This is a genomic window from Mesorhizobium sp., from assembly GCF_004962925.1.
Classification (GTDB): domain Bacteria; phylum Pseudomonadota; class Alphaproteobacteria; order Rhizobiales; family Rhizobiaceae; genus Mesorhizobium.
On sequence record NZ_SUEO01000045.1, the window covers coordinates 17732 to 32796 of the forward strand.

15 protein-coding genes and 1 pseudogene are annotated in these 15065 nt (G+C 62.6%); 8 read left to right on the plus strand and 8 right to left on the minus strand.

Annotation, left to right across the window (positions count from 1 at the left end; all coding sequences use genetic code 11):
- Positions 1–15 precede the first annotated feature (15 nt).
- From tam to E5W87_RS12035, 3 genes are all read left to right on the plus strand, one after another.
- Positions 16–786: a trans-aconitate 2-methyltransferase gene (gene tam / locus E5W87_RS12025; RefSeq protein WP_292397342.1), complete on the plus strand. Its 771-nt coding sequence runs from the start codon at positions 16–18 to the stop codon at positions 784–786.
- Positions 787–899: 113 nt separating this feature from the next.
- The gene (locus tag E5W87_RS12030) at positions 900–2021 is read left to right on the plus strand and encodes a beta-ketoacyl-ACP synthase III (RefSeq protein ID WP_292397345.1); all 1122 of its coding nucleotides are present in this window, start codon (positions 900–902) and stop codon (positions 2019–2021) included.
- 142 nt (positions 2022–2163) lie between these two features.
- Entirely contained in the window at positions 2164–2781 is a 618-nt protein-coding gene (locus E5W87_RS12035) for a molybdenum cofactor sulfurase (protein ID WP_292397348.1), read from the plus strand.
- A 55-nt stretch (positions 2782–2836) separates the two neighbouring features.
- Here the strand turns inward: E5W87_RS12035 and E5W87_RS12040 are convergent, their stop codons facing one another.
- From E5W87_RS12040 to tsaA, 4 genes are all read right to left on the minus strand, one after another.
- Positions 2837–3679 carry an SDR family oxidoreductase gene (locus E5W87_RS12040; RefSeq protein ID WP_292397351.1) on the minus strand — a complete coding sequence of 281 codons (843 nt, stop codon included), beginning with the start codon at positions 3677–3679 and terminating at the stop codon, positions 2837–2839.
- A 206-nt stretch (positions 3680–3885) separates the two neighbouring features.
- Positions 3886–4842 (minus strand): D-amino acid aminotransferase, encoded by a 957-nt coding sequence (locus E5W87_RS12045; protein ID WP_292397354.1) that lies wholly within the window; start codon positions 4840–4842, stop codon positions 3886–3888.
- Between the two features lie 107 nt (positions 4843–4949).
- On the minus strand, positions 4950–5261 hold the full coding sequence (locus E5W87_RS12050; protein WP_292397357.1) for a DUF2293 domain-containing protein: 312 nt from the start codon (positions 5259–5261) through the stop codon (positions 4950–4952).
- Complete coding sequence (tsaA, locus tag E5W87_RS12055) at positions 5258–5779, minus strand: tRNA (N6-threonylcarbamoyladenosine(37)-N6)-methyltransferase TrmO (protein ID WP_292397380.1); 522 nt, start codon at positions 5777–5779, stop codon at positions 5258–5260. Before tsaA ends, E5W87_RS12050 begins: the two co-directional genes overlap by 4 nt.
- A 142-nt stretch (positions 5780–5921) precedes the next feature.
- Between tsaA and E5W87_RS12060 the strand changes: the two genes are divergently transcribed.
- Together E5W87_RS12060 and metF are read left to right on the plus strand one after the other, a co-directional pair.
- Positions 5922–6944, plus strand: a complete 1023-nt coding sequence (locus E5W87_RS12060; protein ID WP_292397361.1) for a metalloregulator ArsR/SmtB family transcription factor — start codon at positions 5922–5924, stop codon at positions 6942–6944.
- Positions 6944–7861 carry a methylenetetrahydrofolate reductase [NAD(P)H] gene (metF, locus tag E5W87_RS12065; protein ID WP_095482871.1) on the plus strand — a complete coding sequence of 306 codons (918 nt, stop codon included), beginning with the start codon at positions 6944–6946 and terminating at the stop codon, positions 7859–7861. Before E5W87_RS12060 ends, metF begins: the two co-directional genes overlap by 1 nt.
- 445 nt (positions 7862–8306) lie before the next feature.
- Here metF and E5W87_RS12070 read toward each other — a convergent pair whose 3' ends face one another.
- The gene (locus E5W87_RS12070; protein WP_292397363.1) at positions 8307–9224 is read right to left on the minus strand and encodes a DMT family transporter; all 918 of its coding nucleotides are present in this window, start codon (positions 9222–9224) and stop codon (positions 8307–8309) included.
- Between the two features lie 230 nt (positions 9225–9454).
- Here E5W87_RS12070 and E5W87_RS12075 point away from each other — a divergent pair, with 230 nt between their 5' ends.
- Entirely contained in the window at positions 9455–10675 is a 1221-nt protein-coding gene (locus E5W87_RS12075; RefSeq protein WP_292397366.1) for an alanine racemase, read from the plus strand.
- A gap of 12 nt (positions 10676–10687) precedes the next feature.
- Here the strand turns inward: E5W87_RS12075 and E5W87_RS12080 are convergent, their stop codons facing one another.
- Entirely contained in the window at positions 10688–11419 is a 732-nt protein-coding gene (locus tag E5W87_RS12080) for an SDR family oxidoreductase (RefSeq protein WP_292397369.1), read from the minus strand.
- A gap of 130 nt (positions 11420–11549) precedes the next feature.
- On the opposite strand from E5W87_RS12080, the gene E5W87_RS12085 reads away from it, so the two are divergent.
- Positions 11550–12443: a LysR family transcriptional regulator gene (locus tag E5W87_RS12085; RefSeq protein WP_292397372.1), complete on the plus strand. Its 894-nt coding sequence runs from the start codon at positions 11550–11552 to the stop codon at positions 12441–12443.
- Positions 12444–12448: 5 nt separating this feature from the next.
- On the opposite strand, the gene E5W87_RS12090 is transcribed toward E5W87_RS12085, so the two are convergent.
- Positions 12449–13624: a lytic murein transglycosylase gene (locus E5W87_RS12090; RefSeq protein ID WP_292397375.1), complete on the minus strand. Its 1176-nt coding sequence runs from the start codon at positions 13622–13624 to the stop codon at positions 12449–12451.
- Positions 13625–13705: 81 nt separating this feature from the next.
- The gene (locus E5W87_RS12095) at positions 13706–14497 is read right to left on the minus strand and encodes a GH25 family lysozyme (RefSeq protein WP_292397378.1); all 792 of its coding nucleotides are present in this window, start codon (positions 14495–14497) and stop codon (positions 13706–13708) included.
- Positions 14498–14720: 223 nt separating this feature from the next.
- Between E5W87_RS12095 and E5W87_RS12100 the strand changes: the two are divergent.
- Positions 14721–15065: pseudogene (locus E5W87_RS12100) on the plus strand (6-aminohexanoate hydrolase); the annotation flags it as partial.

Below are 15065 nucleotides of genomic sequence, written 5' to 3' on the forward strand. Positions count from 1 at the left end.
ATCTGAGGAGTTGAAATGGCCGACTGGTCCGCCGCCCAATATCTCAAATTCGAGGACGAGCGCACGCGGCCGTCGCGCGATCTTGTCGCGCAGGTGCCGGTGGAGGCACCGCGCCGGGTGATCGACATTGGCTGCGGGCCGGGCAATTCGACGGAATTGCTGGTCGAGCGCTGGCCCAATGCCGAGATCAGCGGTTTCGACACCTCGCCTGATATGATCGAGAAGGCGAAGGCGCGTTTGCCTGCTGTAACCTTCGAGTTGGCGGATGCGGCGGCGTGGCAGCCCGAAAAACCGGTCGACGTGATCTTTGCCAATGCTGTGTTCCAGTGGCTGCCGGAGCATCCGGCGATTTTCCAGCGGCTGATGGGATTTTTGGCACCCGGCGGGGCGCTCGCCGTGCAGATGCCCGACAATATGGGTGAACCGTCGCACCGGCTGATGCGGGAGACGGCGGCCGAAATGCCGTTTGCCGACAAACTGAGGAATGCAGCGCGCGGGCAACTGCCGCCGGTGTCGTTCTACTACGATCTTTTGTCGCCGTTCTCCGACCGGCTCGACATCTGGCACACCGCCTACAATCACCCGCTGGCCGATGCCGAAGCCATTGTCGAGTGGCTGAAGTCAACCGGGCTGAAGCCGTTCCTCGATCGGCTCGACCAGGACGAGCGGCGACTTTTCCTCGAGCGCTACACTGCCAGACTAACCGAAGCCTATCCGAAGACGGCAAATGGCAAGGTGCTGCTGCGCTTTCCCCGCCTCTTCATCGTCGCGCGGCGCGCCGCTTAGCTCAGGTGCTTGATTTAAGCCCGCATAAACTTGCTTGATGCGAAAGATGTTGCGCCGAGCTCTCGCGGCGCCCACATCAAGCCGCAACGCCTGCGCATGAGGACGAACTGGAAATGCATCGCGTCATCATCAGCGGCATCGGCGTTGAAATCCCCGAGCCTTCGATCACCAATGAAGAACTGGTCGGCAGCTTCAATGCCTGGGTCGACATGGAGAATGTCCGCCGCCAGGCCACGGGCGAGACACTGCTGCAAAAGTCGGACAGCGCCTTCATCGTCCATGCTTCGGGCGTGCAGACCCGCCATGTGATCGAGCGGGAAGGCATTCTCGACCCGACCCGGATGGCGCCGCGCATTCCGGCGCGGCCGGACGATGCGCTGTCGCTGGAAGCCGAGTTCGGCATCGCGTCGGCCAGGAAAGCGCTCGACCATGCCGGCCTGGAGCCTGGGGATATCGACTTGGTGATCTGCTCGGCCTCGCATCACCAGCGGCCCTATCCGGCGATCGCCATCGAGATGCAGCAGGCGATAGGCACGAAGGGCGCCGGTTTCGACATGGGGCTTGGCTGCTCGTCGGCGGCGGCCGCACTGCACGTCGCGGTCAATCTGGTGCGGGCCGGTGCCCACAGGCGCGTGCTGGTGACGACGCCCGAGATCATCACCGGCCATCTCAATTTCCGCGACCGGCAGACGCATTTTATCTTCGGCGATGCTTCGGTTTCGATGGTCGTCGAGGGGCTCGCCCAGGGCGAGAAGCGGCCCGGACGCTTCGAGGTGCTCGACACGCGCACCTGGACGCAGATGTCCAACAACATCCGCACCAATCTTGGTTACTACACACGCACCGCCCAGGACGATCCGTATATGATCAATCTGGAAGGCAATCTGATCAAGCAGGTCGGCAACAAGGTGTTCAAGGAAGTCACCGTCGCCGGGCACAAGTTCATCGTCGAATTTCTGGCCGAGCACGGGCTGACGCCGCAGGCGATCCGGCGCTTCTGGCTGCATCAGGCCAATGCCCGGATGAACGCCATGATCCTGAAGCTGTCCTTCGGTCACGAGGTCGATCATGACCGCGCGCCGATGGTGCTGGAGCGTCTCGGCAACACAGCCGGCGCCGGCGCGATCGTCGCCCTGTCGGAGAACCATGCCGACATGAAGGCCGGCGACTACGGCCTGCTCTGCGCCTTCGGCGCCGGCTATTCGATTGGCGGGGCGCTATTGCGCATGCTCTGACTATTTTGGCGCGTACGGCGCCAGTATTGGAACGAGCCGGTACAATCGCATCAGTGTCCTTGATCGGAGCATCAGCGCTTTAGACTGGACCTGATGAGCTGACTGCGGCTAATTGCGCCGCATCACGCAAGGAGCGAAGCCTATGCTGGATCTCTTCCCCGAGGCCGAAATTCCGGTCGAAATCATCCCGGCGCGGAAGCTTGCCGCGCAGGTGGCAGCTCTTTACGTCGCGCCATCGGATCATTTCGAGACCCGCTCGGTGAATGAATTGCGGCTTGGCTTCGACGGCATCGACGGCGATTTTCACGCCGGCGCGACGCGGCGCTCCGGCGGGCGCGAACCCTGGTATCCACGCGGCACCGAGATGCGCAACGAGCGGCAATTGTCTATTGTGGCAGCGGACGAGCTGGCGATCGTCGCTCAGCGGATGGGTATCGCCGAGATCAAGCCGGAGTGGGTCGGCGCCAATCTGTTGATCGAAGGACTGCCGCATCTCTCCATGCTGCCGTCCGGCACGCTGCTGTTCTTCAAAGGCGGCGTCACCATCAAGGTCGACGCGCAGAACGGACCTTGCCGCATCGCCGGACGCTCGGTTGCCGAAAATGCCGGAATGGCCGACCACGAGGCCGGCGCGCTGCTGTTCCCGAAGGCGGCGAAGCGGTTGCGCGGCCTCGTCGCCTGGGTGGAAAAACCAGGCCGCATCACCACAGGCGAGGAGATTTCGGTGCGCGTGCCGGAGCAGTGGATTTACCGGGCTTAGGGCAGGTGAGACTGGGCTACGCCGCCATGGCGGCGTAGCGATTTCCGGATCGGTCTTAGGCTGCCTTGCGGTTCTTGTTCTCGCCTTGCGCCATGACGGACACGTGGTCCCACTTTTCCCACAGCGCGATGCGGTTGGCATATTCCTGCTTGGCCATCGGCAGGCCGCCATCGCCGAAGAACACCCTAAGCGGCGGTTCGGCCGCATCGACGATTTCAAGCATTGCCGGTCCGGTGGCGGCGGGATCACCAGCCACCGAGCGCTTGCGGCGCTCCGCCATCGCGGCATGGGCCGGCTCATAGGCAGCGATCGGCTTCGAAACCTTGGCGGACGGTCCGGCCCAGTCGGTGGAGAAACCGCCCGGCTCGACAAGCGTCACGTGGATGCCGAACTCCGCGACCTCCAGGCTGAGCGACTGGCTAAAGGCCTCCAGCGCCCATTTTGAGGCGTGGTAGAGACCGACATTGGCGAAGGCGTTGACGCCGCCGATCGACGAGATCTGGATGATGTGGCCGGACCGCTGCGTCCGCATGATCGGCAGGGCGGCCTGGGTTACCCAGAGGGCGCCGAACACGTTGGTCTCGATCTGGTCGCGGGCTTCTTGTTCGCTGACTTCCTCGATGGCGCCGAAATGGCCATAGCCGGCATTGTTGATGACGACGTCCAGCCGGCCGAAGCGGTTATGCGCTTCGGCAATGGCGGCATCGACGGCCGTCTTGTCGGTGACGTCGAGCTTAATCGCGGCGATATGGTCGCCATATTTGTCGACCAGGTCGGCAAGCGTGCCGGCATCGCGGGCCGTTGCCGCGACGCGGTCGCCGCGGGCGAGTGCTGCTTCCGCCCAGACGCGGCCGAAACCCTTCGACGACCCGGTAATAAACCAAACCTTGTGTGTCATGATCCACCAGTTCTTGCCCCTGCGGGCTTTGATTTTGGGTTCTTGTTTGACCATGATCTCCAGCGAAAACCGGTTCCACTTTTTTGGGATCATGGTCTAAACGGAGGCTTCTCCGTTTCCGGTATATACGGAGCATTCCCGACCTATCAAGGTCGAGCACGTTTAGTTGATGAGAGCCGGCGCCACAACAGCCGGCCAAGCTTGGGTCAGGGATAGCGCACCGGGCTCGACCAGGCCGGGTTCTCGTGCTTTTGCCAATAGATCGCCATAACGCGCTTGGTAATCGCGCCGACCTTGCCGTCCGCCACCGGAACACCGTCGATCATCGTCACCGGCATGATGCCGCCGGCGGTCGAGGTGATGAAGACCTCGTCGGACTGACGCAGCGCAGTGACGCTGACATCGGCCGCTGTGACGGCAAGCCCTGCCTCCGCGCAGAGATCGAAGACGGTGCGGCGGGTGATGCCGGGCAGCACGCCGATAGCCGGCGTCGACAGTTTGCCGTCATTCACGCAAAAGACGTTGAAGCCGGGGCCTTCCGCGACATTGCCGTTGAAATCGAGGACCAGTGCGGTCTCCGCGCCGCGGTCATAGGCGTCATAGAGGCCTCGCACCAGATCGAGCCAATGATAGTTCTTGATCGCCGGATCGATCGAGGCCGGTGGGATGCGCACCTTGTCGCTGATCGCAATATGCTGCCCGCGCTGCAACTGCTCGGCATTGGCGACCGAGCCGAAGGGAACAGCGAACGCCATGAAGCGGTTGACTGCGTCGCGTGGGTCGCGGCTGAAGGTCGGGGACGCGCCGCGGGTGCACAGCATCTCGACATAAGCGGCGCGATGACCCGACAGCGCCACGCAATTGTGGAGGATTTCGGCCACGCCTTCGCGGTCGAACGGGATCGTCATGCGCAGCTTGTCCAATCCGCCGAAGAAGCGGTCGAGATGCAGGTCGAGGCGGAAGAAGCGACCGTCCCAGACATGCACCGTGTCGTAGGTGGCGTCGGAATGCAGAAAACCCCAATCGAGCACCGAGATCTTGGCTTGCGACATCGGCAGATATTGCCCGTCCAGGAACGCAACGCCATCCGGATAGGAGTGCGGGTCTATGTGATGGGCGGCGAGCGAGGGCGGTTTGGCATGCGGATCGATCGACTTGCTCATCACGTCCTCCGTCAGGTCGTTTTTCGCCGACCAGATGGCGGATAGAGCGGCACGGCGGGTAGTACAAGACACAGGACGGGCTTGCCGCTGGGCCATCGAGGAACTTGCTATTCTTCCTCTTCGTCATCGAGCAGACGTGTGGCGCGCCAGCGGGTCAGCACAATATTGGTCTGTTCAATGACGAAGAAACGCGCCGAGTCACGGTCATAGCCTTCGGCCAGGAGCTTTTCGTAATCGGTGTGCATGTGGCGGATGTGGGCGATGGTCGCCAGCCACACGGCGATCGTCGGCGGCAGGGTCTTCATGTGCACCGCGCCGGCGTCGGCGCGGATCTTTTCCATGTCGGCATAGGGCGCCAGCGGCAAAAGTGCTGTCAGCGCCTTGGCGATGGCGCGGCGTCGGCCGGTCGGTGCGCTCATCGCTCGACCTGCCCTGGCTCGTCCCGTCCAGCAATGATTGCCTCGGCAAAGGCGTCGGTCGAAGCGAAGTAAGGCTTGATGTCGATGACCGGCGTGCCGTCGAGCACGTCGATGGCGTCGATGTCGATGCGGCCGGTGTCGATGTCGAGGGCGACGAGTTTGGCGATATGCAGCCCGACCGGGTTCGGCCGGGCAGGGGAGCGCAGCGAAAAAACGCCTTTCGGTTCAGCCGCATGGCGGGGTTTCTGCACAATCAGGGCGCGCGGTGCGTGGTGCAGCCAGGACAGGATGATGACGTGGCTGGCACGCTCCAGCCCGAGCAGGCCATTACGATAACGCTGGTCTATCGTGAGAACCGCCGGCTGTCCCGTCTCCCGCGCGGCTTTCATGTTCTTGGGGCAAGTTTCCCGCGCGGTCCAGGGCGAGGCGATGCGACCAATGAAGACGATGTGGCCGTCCGGCGGCATATCGGCCGGATCGGTTTCCAAAAGCTTTTCGCCGCTGCGCGTCTCGAACATGGTTTTGCCTCGATCATGCTTCCAGCTTTGCGCGATCCACCACGCATGCGTCATTTTCTTGTCCGGAAGCGACATAGCGCTTGCAAGGCTGTCAAAATCGACATAAACATATGTTTATATCTTTTTCAAAGAGAATGTTCGCATGCATGTCGCTCTCGACACTATGGTAGATACATTGAAGGCGGCGGCCGAATCCAGCCGGCTGCGCATCCTGGCGCTGCTGTCACGCGGTGACCTGACCGTTTCCGATCTCACCGAAATCCTCGGCCAGTCGCAGCCGCGCGTCTCTCGCCACCTGAAGCTTTTGCTGGAGGCGGGACTGATCGGCCGCTACCAGGAGGGCTCGTGGGCCTTTTTCCGGCTGTCGGATTCGGATGCGGCGCGGGATTTCGTGCTCAGGCTGGTGTCTGGCATCCGGGGTGCCGACCCGCAGGTCGAGCGTGACCTCGAGCGGTTGGCAGCGGTCAAGCGCAAGCGGCAGGATCGCGCCGCCGAATATTTCTCCGTAAATGCCGCAAGCTGGGATCATATCCGCTCGCTGCATGTGCCGGACCGCGCCGTGGAGGCCGCGCTGCTCAGGCTCGTCGGCAAACGGCCGTTCCAGTCGATGCTCGATCTTGGCACCGGCACCGGGCGGCTGCTCGAAATCTTTTCGCCGCTCTACCGGCGCGGCATCGGCATCGATATGTCGCGCGAGATGCTGACCGTGGCGCGCGCCAACCTCGACAAGGCCGGTATTTCGAATGCGCAGGTGCGCCAGGGCGACATTTTTGCGCCGCCGGTCGAGCGCGACGCCTTCGATCTCGTCACCATCCACCAGGTGCTGCACTATCTCGATGATCCCGCCCGTGCCATCCGCGAGGCAGCGCGGCTGCTGCGCCCGGCAGGCCGGCTGGTGATCGTCGATTTCGCTCCGCATGCGCTGGAATTCCTGCGCGACGCGCACGCGCATGTGCGGCTCGGCTTTTCCGATCGGCAGATCACAGAATGGTTTTCCGAGGCCGGGCTCGACCTCGAGGACAGTCAGGAATTCGAGCCGCGCGGCGGCAATGAGGCCAGGCTCACCGTAAAACTGTGGCTCGGCCGTGACCAGCGCATGCTGATCGCCGATCCTTCCAGCCACGCACAACCGGCCAATGCATATCCGATAGGGGAAACCGCCTGATGAACCAGTTCCGCTTCTCCCGCCGCCCCGACATTGGCGACAAGATCCGGGTTTCATTCGAGTTCTTCCCACCGAAGAGCGACGAGATGGAAGCAAGGCTGTGGGACACAGTCACCCGTCTGGAGCCGCTCAAGCCAAAATTCGTCTCCGTCACCTATGGCGCCGGCGGCTCGACGCGAGAGCGGACGGCGCGCACGGTCAAGCGCATCCTCAACGAAACGGCGCTGACGCCGGCGGCGCACATGACCTGCGTCAACGCGGCGCGTCACGAGGTCGATGAGGTCATTCAGGAATTCGCCGAGATGGGCGTCACCCGCTTCGTCGCCTTGCGCGGCGATCCGGCCGAGGGCGTCGGCGCCGCCTACCGTCCGCATCCGGACGGCTACGCCAACGGTGCCGAACTGGTGGGGGCGCTGAAAGGTGTCGGCGATTTCGACATCTCGGTCTCTGCCTATCCGGAAAAGCATCCGGAAAGCCCGGATTTCGCCACCGACATCGATATGCTGAAACGCAAGGTCGACAATGGCGCGACGCGGGCGATCACCCAGTTCTTCTTCGACAATGATCTCTACGAGCGCTATGTCGAGCGGGCGCGGCGGGCCGGCATCTACATACCGATCGTGCCGGGCATATTGCCGGTCCACAATTTCACCCAGGTTGCCAATTTCTCGTCGCGCGCCGGCGCGCTAGTGCCGGCATGGCTGGCCGAGCGCTTCGACGGGCTGCAGAAGGACCCGCAGACGCACGCGCTGGTGGCATCCGCCGTGGCGGCCGAGCAAGTGCTGGACCTTGTCGAGCGCGGCGTCGGCGATTTCCACTTCTACACTATGAACCGCGCCGATCTGGTGTTCGCCATCTGCCACATGATCGGCATCCGCTCGCATGAGGCTGAAGCTGCGGGGTCTGCCGCGGCATAAGTCTCGGTCAAGTCTCTGGAAATGCAAAAAGGCCGGGTAAAAACCCGGCCTTTTCAATGACTTGGACTATTCGGTGCTGGCCTTCCGTCGCTTGGCGGGTCTTACGGAAGAAAGCCCATAATCAGGGCTCCGATAAATGCAAATGCAGCACAAATCATCAATGCGTTGATTGGCCTCGTGAGTCCCATGTCATAGCCTCCTCTTAAAGAGCTATGGCCAGAGTCTAGGGTCATTTGTGCCACAGGCAAGCGGAAAATGTGCTGCAATGCGACGACATTGTGGAATTTGCGACCGGCTCTTTGCCGTTAGGCATTGAAACTCTTCGGCAAAAGCCGGCTACGGACCTGTGCATAAAATGTGACGAAGCTGGGGCAGTGATGGATATGGCAGCGCTACCGCCGCCGAAATCGGTATCGATTTTGCGCCCAATGGGGTGCGCGCCACTTTACCGTCGGCCGAACAGGCGGCCGTCGATGGTGACGAGGCCGAGCGCGATCAGCGCCATGCCGCCGAGTTCGAACAGTTCGAGCCGTTCGCCCAGGAACAGAAAGCCAAGCAGGATGGCGCTGGCCGGCACGATCAGCGTGACCAGCGAGGCGTTGGTGGCGCCGGCCGAAGCGACGAGGTTGAAATAGAGGATGTAGGCGAAGGCAGTGGACAGCAACGCCAGCGCCAACACCGCCGCCCAGACCGTCGGCGAGGCCGAAAACAGGTTGCCAGGACCATAGCCGAACAGCACGACCGGGATCATGATGATGGTCGAGGCGGTCAATTGTCCGGTAGCGATGATTGGTGACGGCACGCCTTTGAAGCGGCGGGCCACCATCAGGGCGACCGCATAAGACAGCGACGCGCCGATCAGCGCGAATTTCGCCCAGACCGGTCCGCCCAGCCCGGCAAGCAGACCGGGACCGATCATCACCGCCGTGCCGACGATGCCGAGCGCGATGCCGGCAAGCTTGTTCCAGGAGAGTTTTTCGTCTGACGTCAGTGCGTTGGCGAGGATCAACGTCCAGAACGGCGTCGTCGAATTGAGCACCGAGGCGACACCGGCGCCAAGCTCGGTCTGCCCGGCGAAGATCAGCGAGAAGGGAATGACGTTGTTGACGAGCGCCAGCAGGAAGAACAGCCCGGCATGCGGCAAGGCGAGGCGGAAAGACGGACCGCGCAGGCCGAGATAGAGATGAAGCGCCAGCGCCGCGATGGCGACGCGAAACAGCACCAGCACCAGCGGGGGAAGCTCGGCAACCGCAATGCGGGCAAAGAAGAACGAGCCGCCCCATATCGCACCGAGCAGCAGAAGCTGCCCCCAGTCTTTCAGCACCATTGGCCCGCGCATTGCAGTCGTGGTTGTGATCGCCATGGATCGTCCTCCCCGGTGGCTCTGAATGCCAAGCCATCAGGCGTCTGTTCAGGCCATATCCTGTTCGTCGGCAAGAGCCACCCGAAACCAGATCGGTGGGCTAGCTTTGCCTGTCGTCTGGGCTGTCATCTGGCGTAGCGCCGCAGCGTCAGGGCCGCGAGACATAGAATTGTTTTCATTCCCGCATAGGTTGGATTAATTGTGCGCAGTTCAGGTCAAGGGATTCGTCCATGCAGCGATTCGAAAATGCCCGCGAGGCGGCGCTGGCGCTTCGCCCGGACGATCCGATCTATTGCTTCCGCCCGCAGGTGCTGAAGGCTGACGCCAGACAGTTCATGGGGATGTTTCCCGGCAAGACCGCCTATGCGGTCAAGACCAACGGCGAGCCGATCGTGCTGAAGGCGCTGGTCGAGGCCGGCGTCAATGCTTTCGACGTGGCCTCGCCCGGCGAATTCGCCGCCGTGCGCGCGGTCTCGCCCGACGCCGAGATGCTCTACATGCATCCGGTCAAGGCACAGTCGGACATCAAGCTGGCGCTGGAGAAATATGGCATCCGCGTCATCTCGCTCGACCATGAGGACGAGATCACCAAGCTGACCCGCGTGGTTCGGGCGCTCGATATCGATCCGGGTGCGATCACGGTGTTCGTGCGCATCCAGACGAAAGGTTCGGCCGCTTACGAGTTGTCGAAGAAATTCGGCGCCGGGCCGGCCAATGCGGTCGACTTGGCCGAAAGGCTGAACCGGACGGGCTACAAGGTCGGGCTGTGCTTCCATGTCGGCAGCCAGATCGAGGATCCCGACACTTATGAGCGGGCGCTGGCCTCGGCCGACTGGGTGCGCAACCGCGTCAGCTTCGACATTGCCGGGCTCGACGTCGGCGGCGGTTTTCCCGCCGAATACGGCCATGATCCCAATCGCAAGCAGATCGAGATGCCGTCGCTCGGCCAGATCATGTCGCGGCTGTCGGGCGATCTGAAGGAATACCAGTTCGACCAGATGCCGCTGGTGGCGGAGCCGGGCAGGGTGATCGTGGCGCGGTGCCTGTCGCTGATCGTGCGCGTGCTGCTGCGCAAGGGCAAGCGGCTCTACATCAATGACGGCATCTGGGCGTCGCTGTCGGATTCATGGACCGGCAAGATCACGCTGCCGGCGCGCTTCATTCCAGACCCGGCGATCCGCTCGCGCAATGGCGAGGAGAAGACCATCGTGCCGTTCAAGGTCTGCGGCGCGACCTGCGATTCCGTCGATATCCTGTCGCGGCCATTCTGGCTGCCGGAAACGGTCGATACCGGCGACTGGATCGAGATCGGCCATATCGGCGCCTATTCGCTGTCGCTCAGGACACGATTCAATGGCTTCTATCCCGACACGTTCGTCGAGGTGACGACGCCGTTCGACGAAGGCGACGCGCCGCAGGGGTTTGCCAGCCTGGAGACAATGGCTGATTAGGCCATACGCAGGTCAGGCCACGCCGCCGCCGGCCTGGATGTTCTCGCCAGTCAGCCAGCGCGCCTCGTCGGAGGCGAGGAAGACCGCGACATCGGCAACATCCCGGGGAGCTCCGATCCTGCCGAAGGGTGACATGCCGGCGGCGATCGCGCGATCCCTCTCTGGGAGCAGATCGGTGTCGGTAAAGCCTGGCGAAAGCGCATTCACCGTGACGCCGCGCGATCCGAGCTCGCGCGAGAGGACGCGGACGAACTGTTCGACGGCCCCTTTGCTGCCGAGATAAAGGGCTGTCTGCGTGAAGAACATCTTGGTTCCACCGGTGGAGACGGCGATGATGCGGCCACCGTCGCGCACGCGGCGCGCCGCCTGCTGAAGCGTGAAGAAGGTGCCTTTGGCATTGGCGCCGAAGACGTGGTCGAAGTCGGTTTCGGTGGCCTCGACGAATGGCTTTATGACGGCGACGCCGACATTGGCGACAACGATGTCGATCGGTCCCATCTGCTTTTCGGTCTCATCGAAAAGTCGGCTTATGTCGGAAACGCTGGAGATATCGGCCCGAATGGCGACGGCCTTTCCGCCATTCTCGTGAACGGCGGCAACAGCTTCCTGGGCGGCCTTCTCGTTACCGACATAATTGATGACCACGGCCGCACCGTTTGCCGCGAGCCCCTCGGCGATGGCGCGTCCAATGCCGCGTGAACTGCCCGTCACGAGCGCGGTTTTGCCTTCAAGCGAATGATACATAGCTGCTGTCCTTTCTCGTCTGGCTGCGGCCGCTCCAAGTCGAGCAGCGGTTCCGTGTCGAAGTTAGGGGCATGCCATTACTCAGATAATAGCCTATTATCGAACAGGCTTGTTAAGTCTGGAGTACATAATGCGCGGGAGCGAGTTTTCCGAGCTGAAGGCGTTTGCAGCGATCGTCGAGGAAGGCAGCTTCGTCCGCGCCGCGGCCAGGCTCAGGATGTCGCCGCCGGCGCTCAGCCAGACGATACGCGGGCTGGAAGAGCGTGTCGGTGTCCGGCTGCTCAACCGCACGACCCGCAGCGTGTCGCCGACGGCTGCAGGCGAAACGCTGTTTGCCCGCCTCGCTCCGGCATTCAGCGAACTCGAAGGGGCTGTCGCCGACGCGCGTGCATCACGCGATCGACCGGCAGGCTCGCTGCGCATCAATGTTCCACGCATCGCCGCCACGCGTTTCATCGCTCCCATGCTCGGTGATTTTCGCCGCGCCTATCCGGATATCGCACTGACGATCATCGTCGACGACATGTTGGCCGATATTGTCGAGGGACGCTTCGATGCCGGTATCAGGCTTGGCGAGCGGCTGCATAAGGACATGGTGGCGGTGAAACTCAGCGAGGAGCTGGAGATGGCCGCGGTGGCCGCGCCCGGTTATCTCGAGGATCATCCTGCACCCCGCCATCCTGCCGACCTGCATCATCACCAGTGCATCAATTTCCAGTGGCCCAGCGGCGGCAACATCTATCGGTGGGAGTTCGCGCGAGGCCAACGCGCTTTGGAGACAACCGTGAATGTCATGCTGACGGTCAATGATACGGAACTGATGATCAAGGCGGCCCTGGACGGGGTCGGCGTGGCTTACATGCTGGAATACCAGGTTCGGCCGTGGATCGAAGCCGGCAAGCTCATCCGTTTTCTCGAAGCCTGGTCGCCCAGATTTCCGGGCTTTTACCTATATCATACGAGCTCGCGACAGGTTCCACCGGCGTTGCGTGTCTTCATCGATTTCCTGCTTGCCAGGCGATGACCCGCTTAAAGTTTCGCCAGCAGCTCCGGTGTCGGCCAGCCGTCGACCGGTAAGCCTAGCCGCTTCTGCTCCTTGCGGATCGCCTCGCGGGTGTTGGTGCCCAGGATGCCGTCGACCGTGCCCACGTCATAGCCTTTGGCCTCGAGCTTCGTCTGCAAGGCCCTCATCTGGTCGCCGTTGAGGCCGGGTTCGGGATTGCGCGGATCGAATTGCGGCGCACCCGCCAGCCGTGCAGCGAGATTTGCCGCGGTCAGCGCATAGGTGAAGGACTGGTTCCACTCGAGATAGACATCGAAATTGTCGTAGACGAGGAAGGCCGGCCCCTTGCGGCCCATGGGCAGTGCGAGACCTGCCTTCAGGCCGTTGTCGACAAGCGGCGTGCCGTTCGGGTTGGTGACACCCCACTGAGCCCACTGCGTCAGCGGCAGCTTGTTGGTGCGGCCGGTCTGGTCCCATGGCATGTCGTCGGGCACGCGGACTTCCTCGATCCAGGGCTGGTCGCGTTTCCAACCGCGCGACATGATCTTGTTGGCGGTGGTCATGATCACATCAGGCGCGCTGCTGCGCAGGTCGACCAGACCGTCTCCGTCGCCGTCGACGCCGCGGCCGAGATAGTCGGACGGCAGCATCTGCGTCTGGCCGATTTCCCCCGCCCAGGCGCCGGTGACATCGGCCGGCACGACGCCGCGATCGATGAGGGTCAACAGCGGTGTGATCTGCGGCCGGAAGAGTTGTGGGCGGCGGCAGTCATGCGAGAGCGTGACCAGTGCGTTCAACGTGTGGAAATCGCCTTGCACGGCGCCGAAATCGGTTTCCAGCGCCCAGAAGGCGGCGATGATCGGCGGCTGGACGCCAAATTCCCGGTCGGCGCGGGCAAAAACATCCGCGTATTTCTTCAGATTGGCCGCGCCCTGCTTCAGCCTATGGGACGAGATCATACGGTTCGAGAACTCGACGAAGGTCTGGGTAAAGACGCCTTGGGAGCGGTCGCGCGCCAGCACCTTTTCATCGGCGGTGGCGTTTTCCAGCGCCTCAAGGCCGGCAGTGCCGACGCCGGCGTTCCTGGCTTCCGCCGCCACGCCCTGCTTCCATGCCTCGAAATCGCCGCCGCATTGTTGTGCCACCGCTTGCGCCGTGGCGGCCAGAAGCAGCGCCGCGAGAATTTCCAAGCGCAATCGCATCGCCATCCTTCCAAAAAGATTACCGGCGGTTGCAGGCGTCCTTCACTGGCCGTGTCCGAAAAGCAGGCGGCAGGCCCGGTGTCAACGGGTGTTCTGCCGCAGCCACTTGTTCCAGGCTGCTTCCGAGCCGTTGAAGACATTGATGTCGGCATTGCCCCTCATGCCCGGCACAACGCCGGTTCCGGTGTACTGCCAGAAAGTGAAGGGGTGGCTACCGTATTTCTCGCGCGGGTGCCCGGCCACCGAACGCAGCCAATAGGGGTAGTCGCGGAAAGCCGATAGGCCGTTGTCGTCGAAGAAATCGATCGAGGTGTAGATGATCGGCTTCTTGCCATAGTGTCTTTCGACGATTTCAAGGAATATGCTCATCTCGCTGCGCACCGTGGCCGCATCGGGGCGCAGCTTGCAGGTCGGCGACTTGGCGTTCCATTCCATGTCGAGAACCGGCGGCATCGCCGAGCGGTCTTTGGGCACGTTCTTGATGAACCAGCGCGCCTGCGTGGCGGCCGGCGTGCAAAAATAGTAGAAATGATAGGCTGCGCGCGGAATTCTCGAAGCTTTCGTGCGGCTCCAATGCTCGTCGAAATATTCGTCGAAGCGATCGCCGCCTTCGGTCGCCTTGATGAAAACGAAGGAAATGCCGCTGGCCCTGGCCGCCGGCCAATCGACCGAGGTCTGGTATTTGGAGACGTCGGTGCCGTGAACGGCATAGCTCCACGGCGCGCCGCTTTCCCACTCATGCGGGTCGGAGTCGTCAAAACGGGGTGCACGCACCGCAACGGTCGGGGCGCTCGGCAGTGACGGCGCAAGATCGTCGACCGTCGAGCAGGCGCCCAGCAACGTCAGCATGATGAAAGCCGCGAAACGGCGCATCGCTACTCCTGAACCGGTTTCAGCCGGCCGCTGATGGGTTGTTGCTGCAGGTGGCCCCCTCGACCGTACCCCCAAAGCGATCACCCCACAGGACCGCTCCTATCCCTGTTCATCGCCGATCATGGTTGATATTCCGTTCACGGCGCTCGACAGAAGCCGCGATTTTGCCGAAGCAATGGCGGCAAATCAATGACATAGATGAGCTTCCGGGGGAGTCGGAAAAATGCAGATTGTTCTAAGGCTGGTGAAATGGCTGCTCGGGCTGGCTGTGCTGGCAGTCGCAGCACTCGCCGCCTGGCTTTGCGTAGCGCCGCCGGAACTGATCCGCGTCGGCTCGGGGTACTCGGCCAAGATCGTCTGCTCGAATGTCTTTATCGCCGGACGCGATGCCAATGACGTGCTCGCCGTCGACGTGCAGGCGCCCGGCCATCCGCTGTTGCGTCTGATGAGGATCTCCGTCGACAAGGAGCAGGGCACGGTCTCGGCTGGGCTGCTCGGCGTGTTCGGCAAGAGCGTCGCGGTCGCGCGCGACGGGCTCGGCTGCACGTCGGTTCCGGATGGCGACATC

Bases quoted from the DNA above. Each gene is read 5' to 3' on its own strand.
- tam (WP_292397342.1), top strand. From the start codon at position 16: ATGGCCGACTGGTCCGCCGCCCAATATCTCAAATTCGAGGACGAGCGC.
- E5W87_RS12030 (WP_292397345.1), top strand. From the start codon at position 900: ATGCATCGCGTCATCATCAGCGGCATCGGCGTTGAAATCCCCGAGCCT.
- E5W87_RS12035 (WP_292397348.1), top strand. From the start codon at position 2,164: ATGCTGGATCTCTTCCCCGAGGCCGAAATTCCGGTCGAAATCATCCCG.
- E5W87_RS12040 (WP_292397351.1), bottom strand. From the start codon at position 3,679: ATGACACACAAGGTTTGGTTTATTACCGGGTCGTCGAAGGGTTTCGGC.
- E5W87_RS12045 (WP_292397354.1), bottom strand. From the start codon at position 4,842: ATGAGCAAGTCGATCGATCCGCATGCCAAACCGCCCTCGCTCGCCGCC.
- E5W87_RS12050 (WP_292397357.1), bottom strand. From the start codon at position 5,261: ATGAGCGCACCGACCGGCCGACGCCGCGCCATCGCCAAGGCGCTGACA.
- tsaA (WP_292397380.1), bottom strand. From the start codon at position 5,779: ATGTTCGAGACGCGCAGCGGCGAAAAGCTTTTGGAAACCGATCCGGCC.
- E5W87_RS12060 (WP_292397361.1), top strand. From the start codon at position 5,922: ATGCATGTCGCTCTCGACACTATGGTAGATACATTGAAGGCGGCGGCC.
- metF (WP_095482871.1), top strand. From the start codon at position 6,944: ATGAACCAGTTCCGCTTCTCCCGCCGCCCCGACATTGGCGACAAGATC.
- E5W87_RS12070 (WP_292397363.1), bottom strand. From the start codon at position 9,224: ATGGCGATCACAACCACGACTGCAATGCGCGGGCCAATGGTGCTGAAA.
- E5W87_RS12075 (WP_292397366.1), top strand. From the start codon at position 9,455: ATGCAGCGATTCGAAAATGCCCGCGAGGCGGCGCTGGCGCTTCGCCCG.
- E5W87_RS12080 (WP_292397369.1), bottom strand. From the start codon at position 11,419: ATGTATCATTCGCTTGAAGGCAAAACCGCGCTCGTGACGGGCAGTTCA.
- E5W87_RS12085 (WP_292397372.1), top strand. From the start codon at position 11,550: ATGCGCGGGAGCGAGTTTTCCGAGCTGAAGGCGTTTGCAGCGATCGTC.
- E5W87_RS12090 (WP_292397375.1), bottom strand. From the start codon at position 13,624: ATGCGATTGCGCTTGGAAATTCTCGCGGCGCTGCTTCTGGCCGCCACG.
- E5W87_RS12095 (WP_292397378.1), bottom strand. From the start codon at position 14,497: ATGCGCCGTTTCGCGGCTTTCATCATGCTGACGTTGCTGGGCGCCTGC.